Origin of the sequence: Pseudoclavibacter sp. RFBA6, from assembly GCF_002931575.1 — a bacterium.
Classification (GTDB): domain Bacteria; phylum Actinomycetota; class Actinomycetes; order Actinomycetales; family Microbacteriaceae; genus Pseudoclavibacter; species Pseudoclavibacter terrae.
The window spans coordinates 1-16092 of sequence record NZ_PSUA01000012.1 but is presented as its reverse complement, the minus strand read 5'-3'; the positions used below and the strand labels follow the sequence as shown (position 1 = coordinate 16092).

At 68.3% G+C, this 16092-nt stretch carries 13 protein-coding genes; 10 read left to right on the top strand and 3 right to left on the bottom strand.

Going from position 1 to position 16092, the window contains the following annotated elements; genetic code table 11:
• Nucleotide 1 precedes the first annotated feature (1 nt).
• The 9 genes from trpC (at nucleotide 2) to C5C17_RS09935 (ending at nucleotide 13964) form a co-directional block, all read left to right on the top strand.
• Nucleotides 2-775 (top strand): indole-3-glycerol phosphate synthase TrpC, encoded by a 774-nt coding sequence (gene trpC / locus C5C17_RS09975; RefSeq protein WP_104253246.1) that lies wholly within the window; start codon nucleotides 2-4, stop codon nucleotides 773-775.
• On the top strand, nucleotides 772-2034 hold the full coding sequence (trpB, locus tag C5C17_RS09970) for a tryptophan synthase subunit beta (protein ID WP_104253245.1): 1263 nt from the start codon (nucleotides 772-774) through the stop codon (nucleotides 2032-2034). The genes trpC and trpB overlap by 4 nt, the downstream gene beginning before the upstream one ends.
• Complete coding sequence (trpA, locus tag C5C17_RS09965; protein ID WP_104253244.1) at nucleotides 2031-2852, top strand: tryptophan synthase subunit alpha; 822 nt, start codon at nucleotides 2031-2033, stop codon at nucleotides 2850-2852. The genes trpB and trpA overlap by 4 nt, the downstream gene beginning before the upstream one ends.
• On the top strand, nucleotides 2849-3907 hold the full coding sequence (gene lgt, locus C5C17_RS09960; protein WP_104253243.1) for a prolipoprotein diacylglyceryl transferase: 1059 nt from the start codon (nucleotides 2849-2851) through the stop codon (nucleotides 3905-3907). Before trpA ends, lgt begins: the two co-directional genes overlap by 4 nt.
• Before the next feature lie 187 nt (nucleotides 3908-4094).
• Entirely contained in the window at nucleotides 4095-8663 is a 4569-nt protein-coding gene (gene gltB / locus C5C17_RS09955; RefSeq protein ID WP_219820501.1) for a glutamate synthase large subunit, read from the top strand.
• Nucleotides 8656-10116, top strand: coding sequence for a glutamate synthase subunit beta (locus C5C17_RS09950; RefSeq protein WP_104253241.1), 1461 nt, complete (start codon nucleotides 8656-8658; stop codon nucleotides 10114-10116). The genes gltB and C5C17_RS09950 overlap by 8 nt, the downstream gene beginning before the upstream one ends.
• A gap of 55 nt (nucleotides 10117-10171) precedes the next feature.
• Complete coding sequence (gene pyk / locus C5C17_RS09945) at nucleotides 10172-11629, top strand: pyruvate kinase (RefSeq protein ID WP_104253240.1); 1458 nt, start codon at nucleotides 10172-10174, stop codon at nucleotides 11627-11629.
• Nucleotides 11630-11758: 129 nt separating this feature from the next.
• Nucleotides 11759-12793, top strand: coding sequence for an alpha/beta hydrolase (locus tag C5C17_RS09940; RefSeq protein WP_308471311.1), 1035 nt, complete (start codon nucleotides 11759-11761; stop codon nucleotides 12791-12793).
• Nucleotides 12794-12860: 67 nt separating this feature from the next.
• A complete protein-coding gene (locus tag C5C17_RS09935; protein ID WP_104253238.1) occupies nucleotides 12861-13964 on the top strand; it encodes an NADH:flavin oxidoreductase/NADH oxidase in 1104 nt (367 codons plus the stop codon).
• Nucleotides 13965-13991: 27 nt separating this feature from the next.
• On the opposite strand, the gene C5C17_RS09930 is transcribed toward C5C17_RS09935, so the two are convergent.
• The gene (locus C5C17_RS09930) at nucleotides 13992-14477 is read right to left on the bottom strand and encodes a MarR family winged helix-turn-helix transcriptional regulator (protein WP_104253237.1); all 486 of its coding nucleotides are present in this window, start codon (nucleotides 14475-14477) and stop codon (nucleotides 13992-13994) included.
• A 53-nt stretch (nucleotides 14478-14530) separates the two neighbouring features.
• On the opposite strand from C5C17_RS09930, the gene C5C17_RS18360 reads away from it, so the two are divergent.
• Complete coding sequence (locus tag C5C17_RS18360; protein ID WP_146079130.1) at nucleotides 14531-14785, top strand: hypothetical protein; 255 nt, start codon at nucleotides 14531-14533, stop codon at nucleotides 14783-14785.
• Here C5C17_RS18360 and C5C17_RS09925 read toward each other — a convergent pair.
• Nucleotides 14782-15135 carry a DoxX family protein gene (locus C5C17_RS09925; protein WP_104253236.1) on the bottom strand — a complete coding sequence of 118 codons (354 nt, stop codon included), beginning with the start codon at nucleotides 15133-15135 and terminating at the stop codon, nucleotides 14782-14784. The two genes, C5C17_RS18360 and C5C17_RS09925, sit on opposite strands and share 4 nt — an antisense overlap.
• A gap of 2 nt (nucleotides 15136-15137) precedes the next feature.
• Nucleotides 15138-15776, bottom strand: a complete 639-nt coding sequence (locus tag C5C17_RS09920) for a TetR/AcrR family transcriptional regulator (protein WP_104253235.1) — start codon at nucleotides 15774-15776, stop codon at nucleotides 15138-15140.
• Between the last annotated feature and the right edge of the window lie 316 nt (nucleotides 15777-16092).

Here is a 16092-nt window from a genome sequence, read left to right as displayed (position 1 = left end):
CTTGCTCGAGTCGCTCTACCACGGCGCACTCGAGGACGCCGCAGAACGGCGCGAGCGGACGCCGGCGCGAGCTCTCGAGGCACGAATCGCCGACGTTGCACCAGCGCTCGACGCCTATTCGGCATTGGCGCGCTCCGAGCGCGTGAACATCATCGCCGAGGTCAAGCGCGCGAGCCCATCCCGCGGCCGTCTCGCAGACATCCCGGACCCGGCCGTCCTCGCTGCCTCCTACGAGCGCGGGGGAGCAGCCGCCATCTCGGTGCTCACCGAGCAGCGCAAGTTCCTCGGCTCGCTCGACGACCTCCGAGCCGTGCGCGACACGGTGGCCGTTCCGGTGCTGCGCAAGGAGTTCATCGCCGAGGAGTACCAGCTGCTCGAGGCTCGCGCCTGCGGTGCCGACCTCGCGCTCCTCATCGTCGCCGGCCTCGACCAGTCGACGTTGGTGCGACTCGCGGAGTTCACCGAGCAGCTCGGCATGACGGCGCTCGTGGAAGCGCACTCGAAGGACGAGCTGCTGCGTGGCCTCGATGCCGGCGCTCGCATCCTGGGCGTCAACGCGCGCAACCTGGCGACGTTCGAGCTGCACCCCGAACTCTTCGGAGAGCTCGCCCCCCTGTACCCGAGTGACGTGGTGAAGGTCGCCGAATCGGCCGTCCTGGAGCCAGCGCACGTTCGCCGCTACCGCGATGCGGGCGCGGACGCAGTCCTCATCGGGGAGGCGCTCGTCACGGGCGGCGACCCCGAAACTACTTTGGAGACCTTCCACCTCGCATGAGCACTCAGCCCCCAAGCACGTCGTCGCTTCGCGACGCCTCAGGCCCCTACTTCGGCGAATTCGGCGGGAGGTTCGTTCCCGAGAGCCTCATGGCCGCTCTCGACGAGCTCTCGACCGCGTGGGAGGCGGCGAAAGCTGACGACGAGTTCTGGGCCGAGCTCTCGCGACTGCACCGCGACTACTCGGGGCGCCCGTCGATCATCACCGAGGCACCCCGGTTCGCGGCGCACGGCGGCGGAGCGCGCATCATCCTGAAGCGCGAGGATCTCAACCACACGGGCTCGCACAAGATCAACAACGTCCTCGGTCAGGCGCTCCTGACGAAGCGCATCGGCAAGACCCGGGTCATCGCCGAGACCGGTGCCGGCCAGCACGGCGTCGCGACCGCGACGGCGGCCGCGCTCTTCGGGCTCGACTGCACCATCTACATGGGCGCCGTCGACACGGCCCGTCAGGCCCTCAACGTGGCCCGGATGCGCCTGCTCGGCGCCGAGGTCGTCGCCGTCGAGGCGGGCTCCGCCACGCTCAAGGACGCGATCAACGACGCCATGCGCGACTGGGTGGCGTCCGTGGACACCACGAACTACCTCTTCGGGACCGCCGCGGGGCCGCATCCGTTCCCCGCGCTCGTGCGCGACCTGCAGGCAGTGATCGGCGAGGAAGCTCGCAAGCAGGTCATCGACCTGACGGGGTCGCTGCCGGACGCCGTCGTGGCCTGTGTCGGCGGCGGCTCGAATGCCATCGGCATCTTCAGCGCCTTCCTCGACGACGAGAGCGTCGCCCTGTACGGCTACGAGGCGGCAGGTGATGGCGTGGACACGCCCCGCCACGCGGCCACGATCGGCGGCGGACGTCCTGGGGTGCTCCACGGCGCGCGCACGCTGCTGCTGCAGGACACGGACGGCCAGACGGTCGAGTCGCATTCGATCTCGGCCGGCCTCGACTACCCCGGAGTCGGACCCGAGCACGCCTACCTCTCGTCCATCGGGCGCGCCCGCTACCTTCCGGTGACCGACGCCGCGGCCATGGAGGCCTTCCGGCTCCTCGCTCGCACCGAGGGCATCATCCCGGCGATCGAGTCGAGCCACGCGCTCGCCGGCGCGCTCGAGCTCGGGAAGGAACTCGGTCCCGATGCCACGATCCTGGTGTCGCTCTCCGGGCGCGGCGACAAGGACATGGAGACGGCCGCCGAGTACTTCGGTCTCGGAGACCCGGACCGCACCGAGGGCCTCGACGCATCAGAAGGACAGGGCAAATGACCTCAGCACCCTCCGCACTCGAGAGCGTCATCGACGCCGCGAACCGGGACCGCAGGGGCGCGCTCGTCGCCTACCTGCCTGTCGGGTTCCCCGACTTCGAGACCTCCGTCGCGGCGGCCATCGCAGTCGTGAAGGCCGGGGCGGACGTGCTGGAGCTCGGCATGCCGTACTCCGACCCCGTCATGGACGGCCCCGTCATCCAGGCCGCGGCCGTGCAGGCGCTCGAGGGCGGTTTCCGCACCGAGCACGTGTTCGAGGCCATCAGGCGGATCCGAGCCGAGGTCGACGCACCCATCGTCGTCATGACCTACTGGAACCTCGTCATGCAGTACGGCGTCGACGCATTCGCGCGCGACCTCGCAGACGCCGGGGGCAACGGGCTCATCACCCCGGACCTCGTGCCAGACGAGGGCGCCGAGTGGATCGCGGCGGCCAAGAGCCATGACCTCGACCGAGTCTTCCTCGCGGCACCCAGCTCGAGCGACACCCGCCTCGACCTCGTCATCGACTCCAGCAGGGGCTTCGTGTACACGGTCTCGACGATGGGCATCACCGGCGCCCGTGCCGATGTCGACCAGGCGGCGCGGACGCTCGCGGATCGACTGCACGCGCACGGCTGCACTCGAGCCTGCGTCGGACTCGGCATCTCCACAGCGGAGCAGGTGCGCGAAGTCCTCGAATACGCGGAAGGCGCCATCGTCGGCTCCGCCCTCGTCAAGGCCCTCGCGGCCGGAGGCGTCGAGGCGGTCGCGGAGACCGCGGCCCAGCTCGCGCGCGGCACGGCCCTCGAGGCCACGACTTCGAAGGAACACGCATGACGCCACTGACCGGAATCCCCAGCCCGCCCCTCGACTGGGCGAGCTTCGAGGTCGGCCCCCTGACGGTACACCTCTATGCGCTCTTCATCGTCGCCGGCATGGTGCTCGCCGTGCTGTGGACCGACCGGCGCCTGACTGCTCGTGGTGGTGAAAAGTGGATCACGGTCGACTTCGCCATCTGGGCCGTCCTGCTCGGTCTGCTCGGCGCCCGCCTCTACCACGTCTTCACGCACCCGGCCGACTACTTCTTCGAAGGCGCGAACTTCTGGCGCATCTTCTTCATCTGGGAGGGTGGCAACGCCATCATCGGCTCCCTGATCGGGGGCGCGATCGGCATCTTCATCGCGAGCCGCATGACGGGCATCCGGATGCTCGCGTTCTCGGACGCGCTCATCCCCGGCCTGCTGCTCGCGCAGGCGGTCGGACGCCTCGGAAACTACTTCAACCACGAGCTCTACGGGTGGCCCACCGACCTGCCATGGGGCCTGCAGATCGAGGCGAGCAACCCGGCGTTCCCTGTCGGCCTGCCTGAAGGCACGCTCTTCCACCCCACGTTCCTCTACGAGATGCTGTGGAACCTCGCCGGCATCGCGATCATCGTGCTCCTCGAGCGCATGTTCCGGTGGCGCACCGGCAAGACCCTCGCGTCCTACCTCATCTGGTACGGCACGGGTCGCATCTGGATCGAGTCGATCCGCGTCGACTACTCAGAGGTCATCCTCGGCATGCGCTCGAATGTCTTCGGCGCCCTGTGCCTCGTCATCGTCGGCATCGCCCTGTTCGTCGTCGTCTCGCGTCTCCCGGCCTCGCAGCTGAGCGACAGCGTCTATCTGCCCGGTCGCGACCCGGAGTCGGAAGCGGCGAAGGCCGCCCAGGCAGATGAGCTGGACGAGGAGGAGACGGGCCAGATCGACGAGGACGAAACGGACGCAGACGAAACCTCCGCGCAATCTGAGGTTCACGACGAGGAAACTTCCGAAGCCAAGCCTAACTCGGCCGATGGCGAAGAAACTCCTGATGAGAGCAAGGAAGCATCCGACTCGTCGAGAGTGTGACCGCTCGGACACGACCCTCCCCAGGCACCTGGAGTCGCACGCGAAACACAGAAGTAACACAGCGGTCGTACTCTGCTGACTGGACCGACGGACGCCTGTAGGCACCCGCCCCCACGGGCTCCGTCAACATCAGTCTTCTGTCGAGTCCGCCAAGCGACCCATGGCACCACCGACGAGGGGACGAGTTATGACCTCCGCCGCCTTTCCAACGAATGGCTACCCAGAAGCAGCTGGTCTCTATGACCCTGCGAATGAGCGCGACGCCTGCGGGCTCGCGATGGTCGCCACCCTGCGAGGCACGCCGGGTCACGACATCATCGATCACGCGCTCGACGCGCTCCGCCACATGGAGCACCGCGGCGCGGTCGGCTCTGACGCCGGAACGGGCGACGGCGCCGGCATCCTGACCCAGATCCCCGACGACTTCTTCCGCGCGGTGAGCGGATTCGACCTTCCGGCCGAGGGACGCTACGCGGTTGGCAACGCCTACCTCCCGGTCGACGCAGACGAGCGCGCTCGCGTCAAGGCCGGAATCGTCAAGCTCGCGGCGGAGGAGGACCTCCGGGTCATCGGCTGGCGCGAGGTCCCCGTGCAGCCGGATGAGCTCGGCAAGCTCGCGCGCGCCGCGATGCCGGTCATCGAGCAGCTCTACGTGCGCAGCGAGCGCCAGAACTTCCGCGGCAACCCCCGCAAGGGCGCGTCCCTCGACCGTCAGTGCTACCGCCTGCGCAAGCGCGCCGAGCACTCGCTCGGGGTCTACTTCATGTCGCTCTCGTGCCGCATGATCACCTACAAGGGCATGGTGACGACGCTCCAGCTGGAGCCGTTCTTCCCCGACCTCGGCGACGAGCGCTTCGCGTCCAAGCTCGCGATCGTCCACTCTCGCTACTCGACCAACACGTTCCCGTCGTGGCAGCTCGCGCAGCCCATGCGCATGATGGCCCACAACGGTGAGATCAACACCGTGCGCGGCAACCGCAACTGGATGCGGGCCCGCCAGTCGCAGCTTCGGTCCGAGATCCTCGGTGACGTCTCCGACCTCTTCCCGATCGTGACCGAGGGTGCGAGCGACTCCGCATCCTTCGACGAGGTGCTCGAGCTGCTCACGCTCTCGGGCCGCTCCCTCTCGCACGCCGTGCACATGATGGTGCCCGCCGCGTGGGAGACCGCGGAAGACCTGAGCGCCGAGGTTCGCGACTTCTACGAGTACCACTCGCTCATCATGGAGCCGTGGGACGGCCCCGCCGCCATGGCCTTCACCGACGGCCGCTACGTGTGCGCGACCCTCGACCGCAACGGCCTCCGCCCTGGCCGCTTCGTCCAGACCGCCGATGGGCTCATCGTCCTCGGCTCAGAGGTCGGCGTCGCCAGCCTCGACCCCGCCACCGTCATCCGCAAGGGGCGCCTGCGTCCCGGCCAGGTGCTCCTCGTGGACACCGAGGTGGGCCGTCTCATCGAGGACGACGAGGTCAAGCACGACCTCGCAGAGCTCCAGCCGTGGGGCGACTGGCTCGACGAGGGACGCATCAACCTCGCGGAGCTGCCGGAGCGCGAGCACGTGACGCACACCCCCGCGTCCGTCGAGCGCCGCCAGCGCACGTTCGGGTACACGGAGGAGGAGCTTCGCATCCTGCTCGCCCCCATGGCGAAGAACGGCGCTGAGCCGATCGGTGCCATGGGAACGGACACGCCCATCGCGATCCTCACCGACCGACCGCGCCTCGTCTTCGACTACTTCACGCAGAACTTCGCGCAGGTCACGAACCCGCCGCTGGATGCGATCCGCGAGGAGGTCGTGACGAGCCTCACGACGAGCATCGGGCCGCAGGAGAACCTCCTGAGCGCAGGCCCCGAGCACGCGCGCCAGGTCGTCCTCGACTTCCCGGTCATCGACAACGACCAGCTCGCGAAGATCCAGCACATCGAACAGCGCCCAGGCATCGACGCGGCCGAGACGCTTCGCGGCTGCTACCGAATCGACGACGGCGTCGAGGGCCTGCGGAAGCGGCTCGAGGAGCTGTGCGAGGAAGCAGATCGCGCGATCGACGCCGGCGCGGGCTTCCTCGTGCTCTCCGACCGTGACTCGAACCGCGACTACGCCCCCATCCCATCGCTGCTCATGACGAGCGCCGTGCACCACCACCTGATCCGGACCGAACGCCGCATGCGCGTCGGCCTCGTCATCGAGGCGGGCGACGTGCGTGAGGTGCACCACGTCGCCGTCCTGCTCGGCTACGGCGCGTCCGCCGTCAACCCCTACCTGGCCATGGAGTCCTGCGAGGACATGGTCCGCCAGGGCAAGCTCACGGGGGTCACCGAGGAGAAGGCGGTCGCGAACCTCATCAAGGCGCTCGGCAAGGGCGTGCTCAAGATCATGTCGAAGATGGGCATCTCGGCAGTCGCCTCGTACGCGGGCGCGCAGTGCTTCGAGGCCGTCGGCCTCTCGAACGAGCTCGTCAGCGAGTACTTCACGGGCACGGCGTCGAAGATCTCCGGCATGGGCCTCGAGGGCATCGCGCGCGAGAACGAGCTGCGTCACCGCCACGCGTACCCCGCCCAGGCCGCGCCCGCCTCGCACCGCCCGCTCGACATCGGCGGCGAGTACCAGTGGCGGCGCGAAGGGCCGCCCCACCTCTTCAACCCGAACACGATCTTCCGCCTCCAGCACTCCACTCGCGAGGGTCGCTACGACATCTTCAAGGAGTACACGAAGCTCGTCGACGACCAGGCGGCCGAGACGATGACGCTCCGCGGGCTGTTCAAGCTCAAGGTCGGCGAGCGTCCGCCCGTCCCGATCGACGAGGTCGAGCCAGCCTCAGAGATCCTCAGGCGGTTCCAGACCGGAGCGATGAGCTACGGCTCCATCTCGAAGGAAGCGCACGAGACGCTCGCGATCGCGATGAACCGCATCGGCGGCAAGTCGAACACGGGCGAGGGCGGCGAGGACGTCGAGCGTCTGCTCGACCCGGAGCGCCGCAGCGCCATCAAGCAGGTCGCCTCCGGACGCTTCGGCGTCACGAGCATGTACCTGACGCACGCCGACGACATCCAGATCAAGCTCGCGCAGGGCGCCAAGCCGGGCGAGGGCGGGCAGCTGCCCCCGACGAAGGTCTACCCGTGGGTGGCGCGCACGCGTCACGCGACGCCAGGCGTCGGGCTCATCTCGCCGCCCCCGCACCACGACATCTACTCGATCGAAGACCTCAAGCAGCTGATCTTCGACCTCAAGAGGGCCAACCCGTCGGCACGCATCCACGTGAAGCTCGTGAGCGAGAACGGCATCGGGGCAGTGGCCGCCGGGGTGACGAAGGCGCTTGCCGACGTGGTCCTCGTCTCCGGCCACGACGGCGGAACCGGTGCCTCGCCGCTCAACTCGCTCAAGCACGCGGGAACGCCCTGGGAGCTCGGCCTCGCCGAGACCCAGCAGACGCTCATGCTCAACGGCCTCCGCGATCGAGTGGTCGTGCAGGTGGATGGGCAGCTCAAGACGGGCCGCGACGTCATCGTCGGCGCGCTGCTTGGCGCCGAGGAGTTCGGCTTCGCGACAGCCGCGCTCGTCGTGTCCGGCTGCATCATGATGCGCGTCTGCCACCTCGACACGTGCCCGGTCGGCGTCGCGACTCAGAACCCTGAGCTGCGAGCGCGCTACACGGGACAGGCGGACCACGTCGTCAACTTCTTCGAGTTCGTGGCGCAGGAGGTTCGCGAGTACCTCGCGGAGCTCGGCGTCCGCTCGCTCGACGAGATCATCGGCAAGCGCGAGCTGCTCGAGGTCGACGACGCCATGCACCACTGGAAGACCGAGGGCCTCGATCTCTCCCGAGTCCTCACGGGCCACGAGTTCGGCGACGCACCCACGCGCAGCCTCGTCACACAGGAGCACGAGCTCGACCAGCACTTCGACCAGAAGCTCCTCGAGCTCGCCGAGCAGGCACTCGAGAACGGTGAATCGGTCAAGGTGTCGATGGACGTCATCAACACCGACCGCGCCGTCGGCACGATGCTCGGCCACCACGTGACGCGCGGGCACGGCGAACACGGACTCCCGGCCGGCACGATCGACATCGAGCTGCGGGGAACCGCCGGGCAGTCGCTCGGTGCGTTCCTGCCGAACGGCATCCGCATCCGCCTCGTCGGTGACTCGAACGACTACGTCGGGAAGGGCCTCAGCGGTGGGGAGATCATCCTGCGCCCTGACGAGCGCGCGCCGTTCAAGTCCCACGAGAACGTCATCGCCGGCAACGTCATCGGCTACGGCGCGACAAGCGGCACGATGTTCCTCAGCGGCGTCGTCGGCGAGCGCTTCCTCGTGCGCAACTCCGGTGCGACGGCCGTCGCAGAAGCCGTGGGCGACCACGCGCTCGAGTACATGACGGGAGGCCTCGCCGTGATCCTCGGCGAGACCGGCAAGAACTTCGGCGCTGGCATGTCGGGCGGCATCGCCTACGTGCACAAGCTCGACCCCAAGCTCGTCAACCCCGACATGCTCTCGACGGGTGAGCTCGGTCTCACGACGCTCACGAGCGCCGACGCGGACATCCTCCGCGACATCCTCGAACGGCATGCCACGGAGACAGACTCGCAGCTGGCCCGCGAGATGCTCGACGACTTCGACGCGGTGTCGAAGGAGTTCACGAAGGTGCTCCCTCGCGACTACGCGAAGGTCACCGAGATCCGCAACGCAGCCATCGAACGCGGTGGCGACCCCGACGACAGCACGACCTGGCACGAGATTCTGGAGGCGACCCGTGGCTGACCCGAGAGGATTCCTCACCAACCGCGAGCGGGAGCTCCCGACTCGCCGTCCCGTGCCAGTGCGCATCATGGACTTCAGCGAGGTCTACGACCCGCAGGAGCCCACCCAGCTGCGCCGGCAGGCGGGGCGCTGCATGGACTGCGGCGTTCCGTTCTGCCACCAGGGCTGCCCTCTCGGCAACATCATCCCGGAATGGAACGACCTGACATTCCGCGGCGACATGGCCGGAGCGAGCGAGCGACTGCACGCCACGAACAACTTCCCCGAGTTCACGGGCCGCCTGTGCCCGGCTCCGTGCGAGTCGTCGTGCGTGCTCGGCATCAACCAGCCGGCCGTGACGATCAAGCGCGTCGAGCAGTCGATCGCAGACACCGCGTTCGCCGAGGGCAACGTGCGCCCGCACCCGCCCGAGCGCCTCACGGGCAAGACGGTCGCGGTCGTCGGCTCGGGCCCAGCCGGCCTCGCCGCCGCCCAGCAGCTGACGCGCGCGGGCCACACGGTCGCCGTCTTCGAGCGCGACGACCGCATCGGCGGACTCCTGCGCTACGGCATCCCGGACTTCAAGATGGAGAAGTCCGTCCTCGACGCCCGCCTCTCGCAGATGCGTGCGGAGGGCACTCGGTTCCGCACCGGCATCGAGATCGGCCGGGACATCACGTGGGACAACCTGCGCCAGCGCTACGACGCCGTCGTGGTCTGCACGGGCGCCATGGTCCCGCGCGACCTCCCCGTCCCCGGACGTGAGCTCAAGGGCGTCCACTACGCGATGGACTTCCTCACGCAGTCGAACCGCGTGGTCGCGGGTGACGACCTCGCCTCGCAGATCCACGCGGAGGACAAGCACGTCATCGTCATCGGCGGTGGTGACACGGGAGCCGACTGCATCGGCACGTCGCACCGCCAGGGCGCCGCTTCGGTCACGAACCTCGCCATCGGCAAGGAGCCACCGACAGAGCGCCCGGCGCACCAGCCCTGGCCGACGACGCCGACGCTGTTCGAGGTCTCCACCTCGCACGAGGAGGGCGGCGAGCGAGCGTTCCAGGCATCGACGGTCGAGTTCATTGGCGACGAGTCCGGACGCGTGCGCGCGATCCGCCTCGCGGAGACCGAGTTCCGCGCGGATGGCTCGCGCGGCCCGAAGGCGGGAACCGAGCGGGAACTGCCCGCCGACCTCGTGCTGCTCGCCATGGGCTTCACGGGACCGGAGCGGCACACGATCGAGCCGCAGCTCCAGCTTCCGTTCACCTCGCGCGGTGCCCTCGACCGCACCGCCGAGTACGAGACAGAGCTGCCCGGCGTCTTCGTCGCGGGCGACGCGGGACGAGGGCAGTCGCTCATCGTCTGGGCCATCGCAGAGGGACGTGCGGCGGCGGCCTCCGTCGACCGGTATCTTGAACAGTCGACGGAACTTCCCGAGCCGATCCTCGCCACCGAGCGCGCGATCTCGCTCTGAATCCGCCACCACGCGCCGCAAGGCGCACCTCAGTCTCGACGAACCGGAGATATGCATGAGCCGTAGAGCGAAGATCGTCGCCACCCTCGGACCAGCCGTCAACACCCCTGAAGGGATCCGCGCCCTCATCGCCGCTGGCGTCAACGTCACGCGCTTCAACCTCAGCCACGGTGACCACACCGTGCACACCGACAACTACAAGCTCGTCCGGGATGCGGCCGAGGAGCTCGGTGTTCCCGTCGCGATCCTCGTCGACCTGCAGGGCCCGAAGATCCGTCTCGAGAAGTTCGAGGACGGCCCGCACGATCTCGCGGTCGGGGACATCTTCAAGATCACCTCCAAGGACGTGCCAGGTACGAAGGAGCTCGTGGGCACGACCTACAAGGGCCTGCCCACCGACGTGAAGCCCGGCGACCCGCTGCTCATCGACGACGGCAAGGTGCTCGTGCGCGTCGTGGAGACCGACGGGGTGACCGTCACGACCCGCGTCGAGGTGCCTGGCAAGGTCTCGAACAACAAGGGCATCAACCTGCCGGGCGTCGCCGTGAACGTGCCTGCCCTGTCGGAGAAGGACGAGGACGACCTCCGCTGGGGTCTGCGCATCGGCGCCGACATCATCGCCCTCTCCTTCGTGCGCTCGGCCGAGGACATCAACCGCGTGCACGCGATCATGGACGAGGAGGGCATCCGCCTTCCCGTGATCGCGAAGATCGAGAAGCCGCAGGCCGTCGAGAACCTCAACGAGATCGTCGACGCGTTCGACGGCATCATGGTCGCCCGCGGCGACCTCGGCGTGGAGCTTCCCCTCGAGCAGGTCCCGATCGTGCAGAAGAACGCGATCCAGCAGGCCCGCCGCTGGGCGAAGCCCGTCATCGTCGCGACGCAGATGCTCGAGACGATGATCGAGAACCCGCGCCCCACCCGCGCGGAGGCCTCCGACTGCGCGAACGCCGTCCTCGACGGTGCCGACGCGCTCATGCTGTCAGGTGAGACGAGCGTCGGCGCGTTCCCGATCGAGGCGGTGCGCACCATGGCGCGCATCATCGAGTCGACCGAGACGCACGGCCTCGACCGCATCCCGCCGCTGGGCACGAAGCCCTTCACGCAGGGCGGCGCGATCACTCTCGCCGCATCCGAGGTCGGCGAGTTCCTCAAGGCAAAGTACTACTGCGTGTTCACGGAGTCCGGTGACTCCGTGCGCCGCATGGCTCGCCTGCGCACCGAGATCCCCGTGCTCGGATTCACGCCGAGCCCGCACATCGCGCGCCGCATGAACCTCTACTGGGGCGTCACGGCGGCGATCGTCGACCGCGTCACCCACACGGACGAGATGATCGGGCAGGTCGACAAGTACCTCATCGAGAACGGCCTCGCCCAGGCCGGCGACGTCGTCGTGGTCGTGGCCGGTATGCCGCCGGGACGTGCGGGCACCACCAACGACCTCCGCGTGCACCGCGTGGGCGTCGACGACGACCGCGTCGTCCCCGCGTACGAGGGCAAGCACACCCGCTGACCCCAGCGAGATGCGGAGAGGCCGGACAGCACCGAGGTGCTGTCCGGCCTCTTGCTGTCTCCCCGCGTCCCGCGATGGCCCGGGCGAGTATCGTTTCACCATGCCGAAGTCAGACACGGGGAGCGCGACGTGAGTCCAGTGCAGGGCCCCACCCATTTGGATGACACTGCGTCACTCGACGCTGCAACGGCGTGGCGTCCCGACATCCTCGGTGCCGGATTCTCCGCGCTCGACCTGCCCCTCAAGCCCGACCAGGAGGGCGAGGTGCTCGCGACTCTCGTCCGCGGCCCGAGAGCGGACCCGTTCGCGCGAGGTGCCGCGCGAGGTGCCGACGTCCTGTACGTCCATGGCTGGTCGGATTACTTCTTCCAGAAGCACCACGCCCACTACTGGGCAGGCGAGGGAGCACGATTCTTCGCACTCGATCTCCGCAAGTACGGGAGAAGCCTCCGAGACCACCAGACACCGGGATTCGTCACCGACCTCGCCACCTACGACGAGGAGCTCGACCGCGCGCTCGAGATCATGGGCCATGGGCCAGGTGGACACCGTCGAGGACGTCACCCGCTCATCCTGATCGGCCACTCCACGGGTGGCCTCACGCTGAGCCTCTGGGCCGACCGGCACCCTGGCCGCGCGAATGCGCTCATCCTGAACAGCCCGTGGCTTGAGCTGCAGACGCGCGCCGCGGTGCGCACGGCGCTGACGCCGCTCATGACCCTCGCCGCCCAGCTGCGGCCCACGGACACCTTCAACAACGTCGACTTCGGCTTCTACACACGGGCGGTCAAGAAGGAGCTCGGTGGCGAGTGGGAGTTCGACGACCGCTGGCGCCCGACGCCGAGCTTCACGGTCCGCGCCGGTTGGCTCAACGCGATCCTCGCCGGCCACGCCGCCGTGGCTGTCGGTCTCGACATCAAGGCACCGGTCCTGACGCTGCTGTCGGCCCGCAGCACCCTGTCGCCGATCTGGCACGATGCGATGCGCAGGACAGACTCGGTGCTTCGCGTCGATGACATCGCCAGACGCTCACTCAACCTCGGCGAGACCGTGACGGTCCGACGCCTGGACGGTGCGCTGCACGACGTGCTGCTGTCGGCGCCGGACGTGCGAGCCAAGGCCTTCGAGTCGATGACCAGGTGGGTCAAGGGGTACCTGAGCTGACCCGCGCCGGGAACATCCGCGGCGCACTCCCGGTTGGACTGCGTGTACCCCGAGCCGAAAGGTCAGCATGAGCCGTCTCCTGTCACCGATCACCCTCCCGAGCGTCGCAGGCGACGGCCTGCCGCTGCGCAACGCCACATTCCTCGCTCCCATGTGCCAGTACTCCGTCACCGAACGGGACGGCCTGCCGACCTCCTGGCAGCTGGTGCACCTCGGCGCGCGGGCCAGCGGAGGCTTCGGGCTGGTCTGGACAGAGGCGACCGCGATCGTCCCAGAGGGACGCATCTCCCCAGAGGACGCGGGCATCTGGAGCGACGAGCATACGGAGGCATGGCGCCCGATCGTGGAGTTCATCCACGCGCAGGGCGCGGCGGCCGGCATCCAGCTCGCGCACGCCGGAGGGAAGGCGTCCACGTATCCTGCACTGCCCGATACGCAGCGCGGCCGGGTCCCAGCGGATGAAGGCGGGTGGACGGCGGAGGCACCCTCGAGCAACGAGGCGCTCGGCCTGACCCCGCCGGAAGCCCTCACCATCGGGCAGATCAGCGGACTCGTGAGCGCCTGGGGCGTCGCGGCGCGGCGAGCGGACGCGGCCGGCTTCGACGCGCTGCAGATCCACGCGGCGCACGGCTACCTGCTGCACGAATTTCTCTCACCGCGCTCGAACGAGCGAGACGACGAGTACGGCGGCTCCTTCGAGAACCGCATCCGCTTCGCTCTCGAGGTCGTGCGCGAGGTGCGACGCAACTGGCCTGCCGAGAAGCCGCTCGCGATCCGCTTCTCGGGCGAGGACTGGATCGAAGGCGGTTGGACCATCGATGAGACCGTCGAGCTCGCGAAGCGCGTGCACGAACTCGGCGTCACCGTCTTCGATCTGTCGAGTGGCGGCATCGGCGCCTTCACGGGGCCGGTCGGCCCGGGGTATCAGGTGACGCTCGCACGCGCCGTACGCGAGGCGCTGCCGCGCGAGGGCACGTTCGTGACGGCAGTCGGCCAGATCACGGATGCACGCCACGCTGAGGCGATCCTCGTGGCCGGTGACGCCGATGGCATCACGATCGGCCGTGCGGCGCTCGCCAACCCGAACTGGCCGGTCCATGCCGCGGTCGAGCTAGGGGACGGGCAGGAAGCGTTCGTAGCGCCCCAGTACTGGCGCGCGAGCATGGCCTAGCAGCTGGGACGGGCCAGCCGCTCGGATTCAGGCCCGCAGGCGGGCGTCAGCGCACGCCTGGCGACCGCCTGCGCCTCGGTCGCTTCGAGCGGACGTGGAGTCGGCCAGCAGCTGCGTGAGCGTGTCCTTGAGCGCCTCGAGTTCGGGGATGCTCCAGCCGAGCTCGGCAACGACCTTGACTGGGACTTCTTCCGCTTGCAGCCTGAGCGCGCGCCCCGCGTCCGTGAGTCGGATCTCGACAGCGCGCTCATCCGCTGGCCGCCGGTTTCGCGTGATGAGGCCCGATGCTTCGAGTCGCTTCACGAGCGGGCTCAGGGTTGCCGGTTCGAGGTGCAGCGCTCTCGCCAGTTGACCGAGGGTCTGCCCGTCGTCCTCCCAGAGGCCCAGCATCACGAGGTATTGGGGGTGAGTGAGGCCGAGGGGCTCGAGGATCGGGCGGTACAGCGAGATGACGCTCCTGCTCGCAGCAGCGAGGGCGAAGCAGAGTTGCTTGTCGAGGGCGAGGAGGTCCACGCGTCCAGACTAGCCGAGGCGACAAGCCTACGAATAGTTAGTACACTAACAACATGCCGAACGACAGACTCCCGAACCCCTACAAGGGTCAACCGGGTTGGTGGAACCGAATCAACCAGGCACTCTTCCCATTCATGGGCCCCGCCCAGGTGGGGACCGGGGGAGTCGCACGTACCGACCCCGTGCGCGCACCATCCGCCTGCCGCGACTGCGGACACCCCTATTCGGAGCATCAGGTGCGCCGTGGCGTCGGAGGGAACCAGCCGAGCAGCATCCTCTGCCCGGCGAAGCGTTCCACGGACAGCTAGAGCGAGACGACCGGCACCACGAGAGCGAGAGCGAGCAGCCCAAGGCAGTTGAGCCAGAACGACTGGCCGAGGAAGCGCGCTCGCACGTGTGCGACCGCGGCGCACGCGAAGTACGCGACGACGCCCACGTTCGCCGCGAGAGCAACGCCCGGAACCCAGAGGCCCGCCACGAGGCCGGTCGCGGCAGTCAGCTTGATGACGATGAGCGTCCACCACCAGTCACGCGGGAAGCGCACCCGGTCAAGGCAATCTCGGATGATCCCGGGCGGCTTGAGCGACATCCCAGCGTCGGCGGCGATGACGACAGCCAACACGATCGTTGGCCACCACGGGTCGGGGAGAAGTGTCATCGTCACTCCGTGCAGGTGCAGATCGCGGCGAACGCGCGGTGGAGATCCGCGGCAAGACCCGCGGGGTCGGAGGCGCGGCGGGCTGAGGCTGTGAAGAGCAGGCCGACGTAGGCGAAGTACAGGGCGCCGGCTTTCTGGGCGGCTTGCGAGCGCGGCGTGCAGCCTCGCTCCGTGATCACGGAGCGGAACTCCTCGGTGAGTCGCGCCGCGAGCTCCGAGAAGAGACTCGAGGAGTGACCGCCGGAGACGAGGATCGACGCATAGACGCGGGCGAGGTCGTCATTCCGCATGAAGACGGCGACAAACGGGGCGGCCAGAGCCACCAGGCGGTCTGAACAGGTGCCCGTGCCCGGGGCACGAGATTCGACACCAGGGAGCCGCCTTGGTCGAGTCGTCACCGAGTCGACGTTCCCACCCGCTGCATCACGGTCGTGCTCGGCTTCGATGAGGCGATCGAAGACTCGCACGAGCAGCGTGTTCTTGTCGCCCACCGAGATGACGGTTCCGGTGCTCACGCCCGCGGACTTGGCGATACCGCGGATGCTGGCTCCAGCGAACCCTTCCTCCTGGAAGATCTGCTCGGCAGCGTCGAGCACGCGAGCCTGAGTGTGCGTCTTGATCTCCGCGCGTGTGCTCGACATAGGTGGAGCTTACAGTGAACGGGTTCAGTGAACACGTTCACTGGGCTCGAGGAGTGCGGATCGTGTCGATTGGCTTCACCACCTGGGGTTCTCTTGTGGTTCGTGCGGTATAGAACCTAGTTTCGATGTTTCTCCACAATCCCTGGTCAATAGCTGGTTCTTGACCCGGTCCACTGCTAGGCTGGTGGTGATCTTGGGGGAGGTTATCGTGGCATCGCAGTCGGAGCAGGAAGCGCATCGTCAGTCGTCGACGGAGACGGCTGTGGTGGATGCGCTGCTCGAGGCGCGGTGTCAGCTGGCGGGTCTTCCGGATGGG

Excerpts from the sequence above, each read along its gene's own strand:
- trpB (WP_104253245.1), top strand. The coding sequence starts at position 772 with ATGAGCACTCAGCCCCCAAGCACGTCGTCGCTTCGCGACGCCTCAGGC.
- trpA (WP_104253244.1), top strand. The coding sequence starts at position 2,031 with ATGACCTCAGCACCCTCCGCACTCGAGAGCGTCATCGACGCCGCGAAC.
- lgt (WP_104253243.1), top strand. The coding sequence starts at position 2,849 with ATGACGCCACTGACCGGAATCCCCAGCCCGCCCCTCGACTGGGCGAGC.
- gltB (WP_219820501.1), top strand. The coding sequence starts at position 4,095 with ATGACCTCCGCCGCCTTTCCAACGAATGGCTACCCAGAAGCAGCTGGT.
- pyk (WP_104253240.1), top strand. The coding sequence starts at position 10,172 with ATGAGCCGTAGAGCGAAGATCGTCGCCACCCTCGGACCAGCCGTCAAC.
- C5C17_RS09935 (WP_104253238.1), top strand. The coding sequence starts at position 12,861 with ATGAGCCGTCTCCTGTCACCGATCACCCTCCCGAGCGTCGCAGGCGAC.
- C5C17_RS18360 (WP_146079130.1), top strand. The coding sequence starts at position 14,531 with ATGCCGAACGACAGACTCCCGAACCCCTACAAGGGTCAACCGGGTTGG.
- C5C17_RS09925 (WP_104253236.1), bottom strand. The coding sequence starts at position 15,135 with ATGACACTTCTCCCCGACCCGTGGTGGCCAACGATCGTGTTGGCTGTC.
- C5C17_RS09920 (WP_104253235.1), bottom strand. The coding sequence starts at position 15,776 with ATGTCGAGCACACGCGCGGAGATCAAGACGCACACTCAGGCTCGCGTG.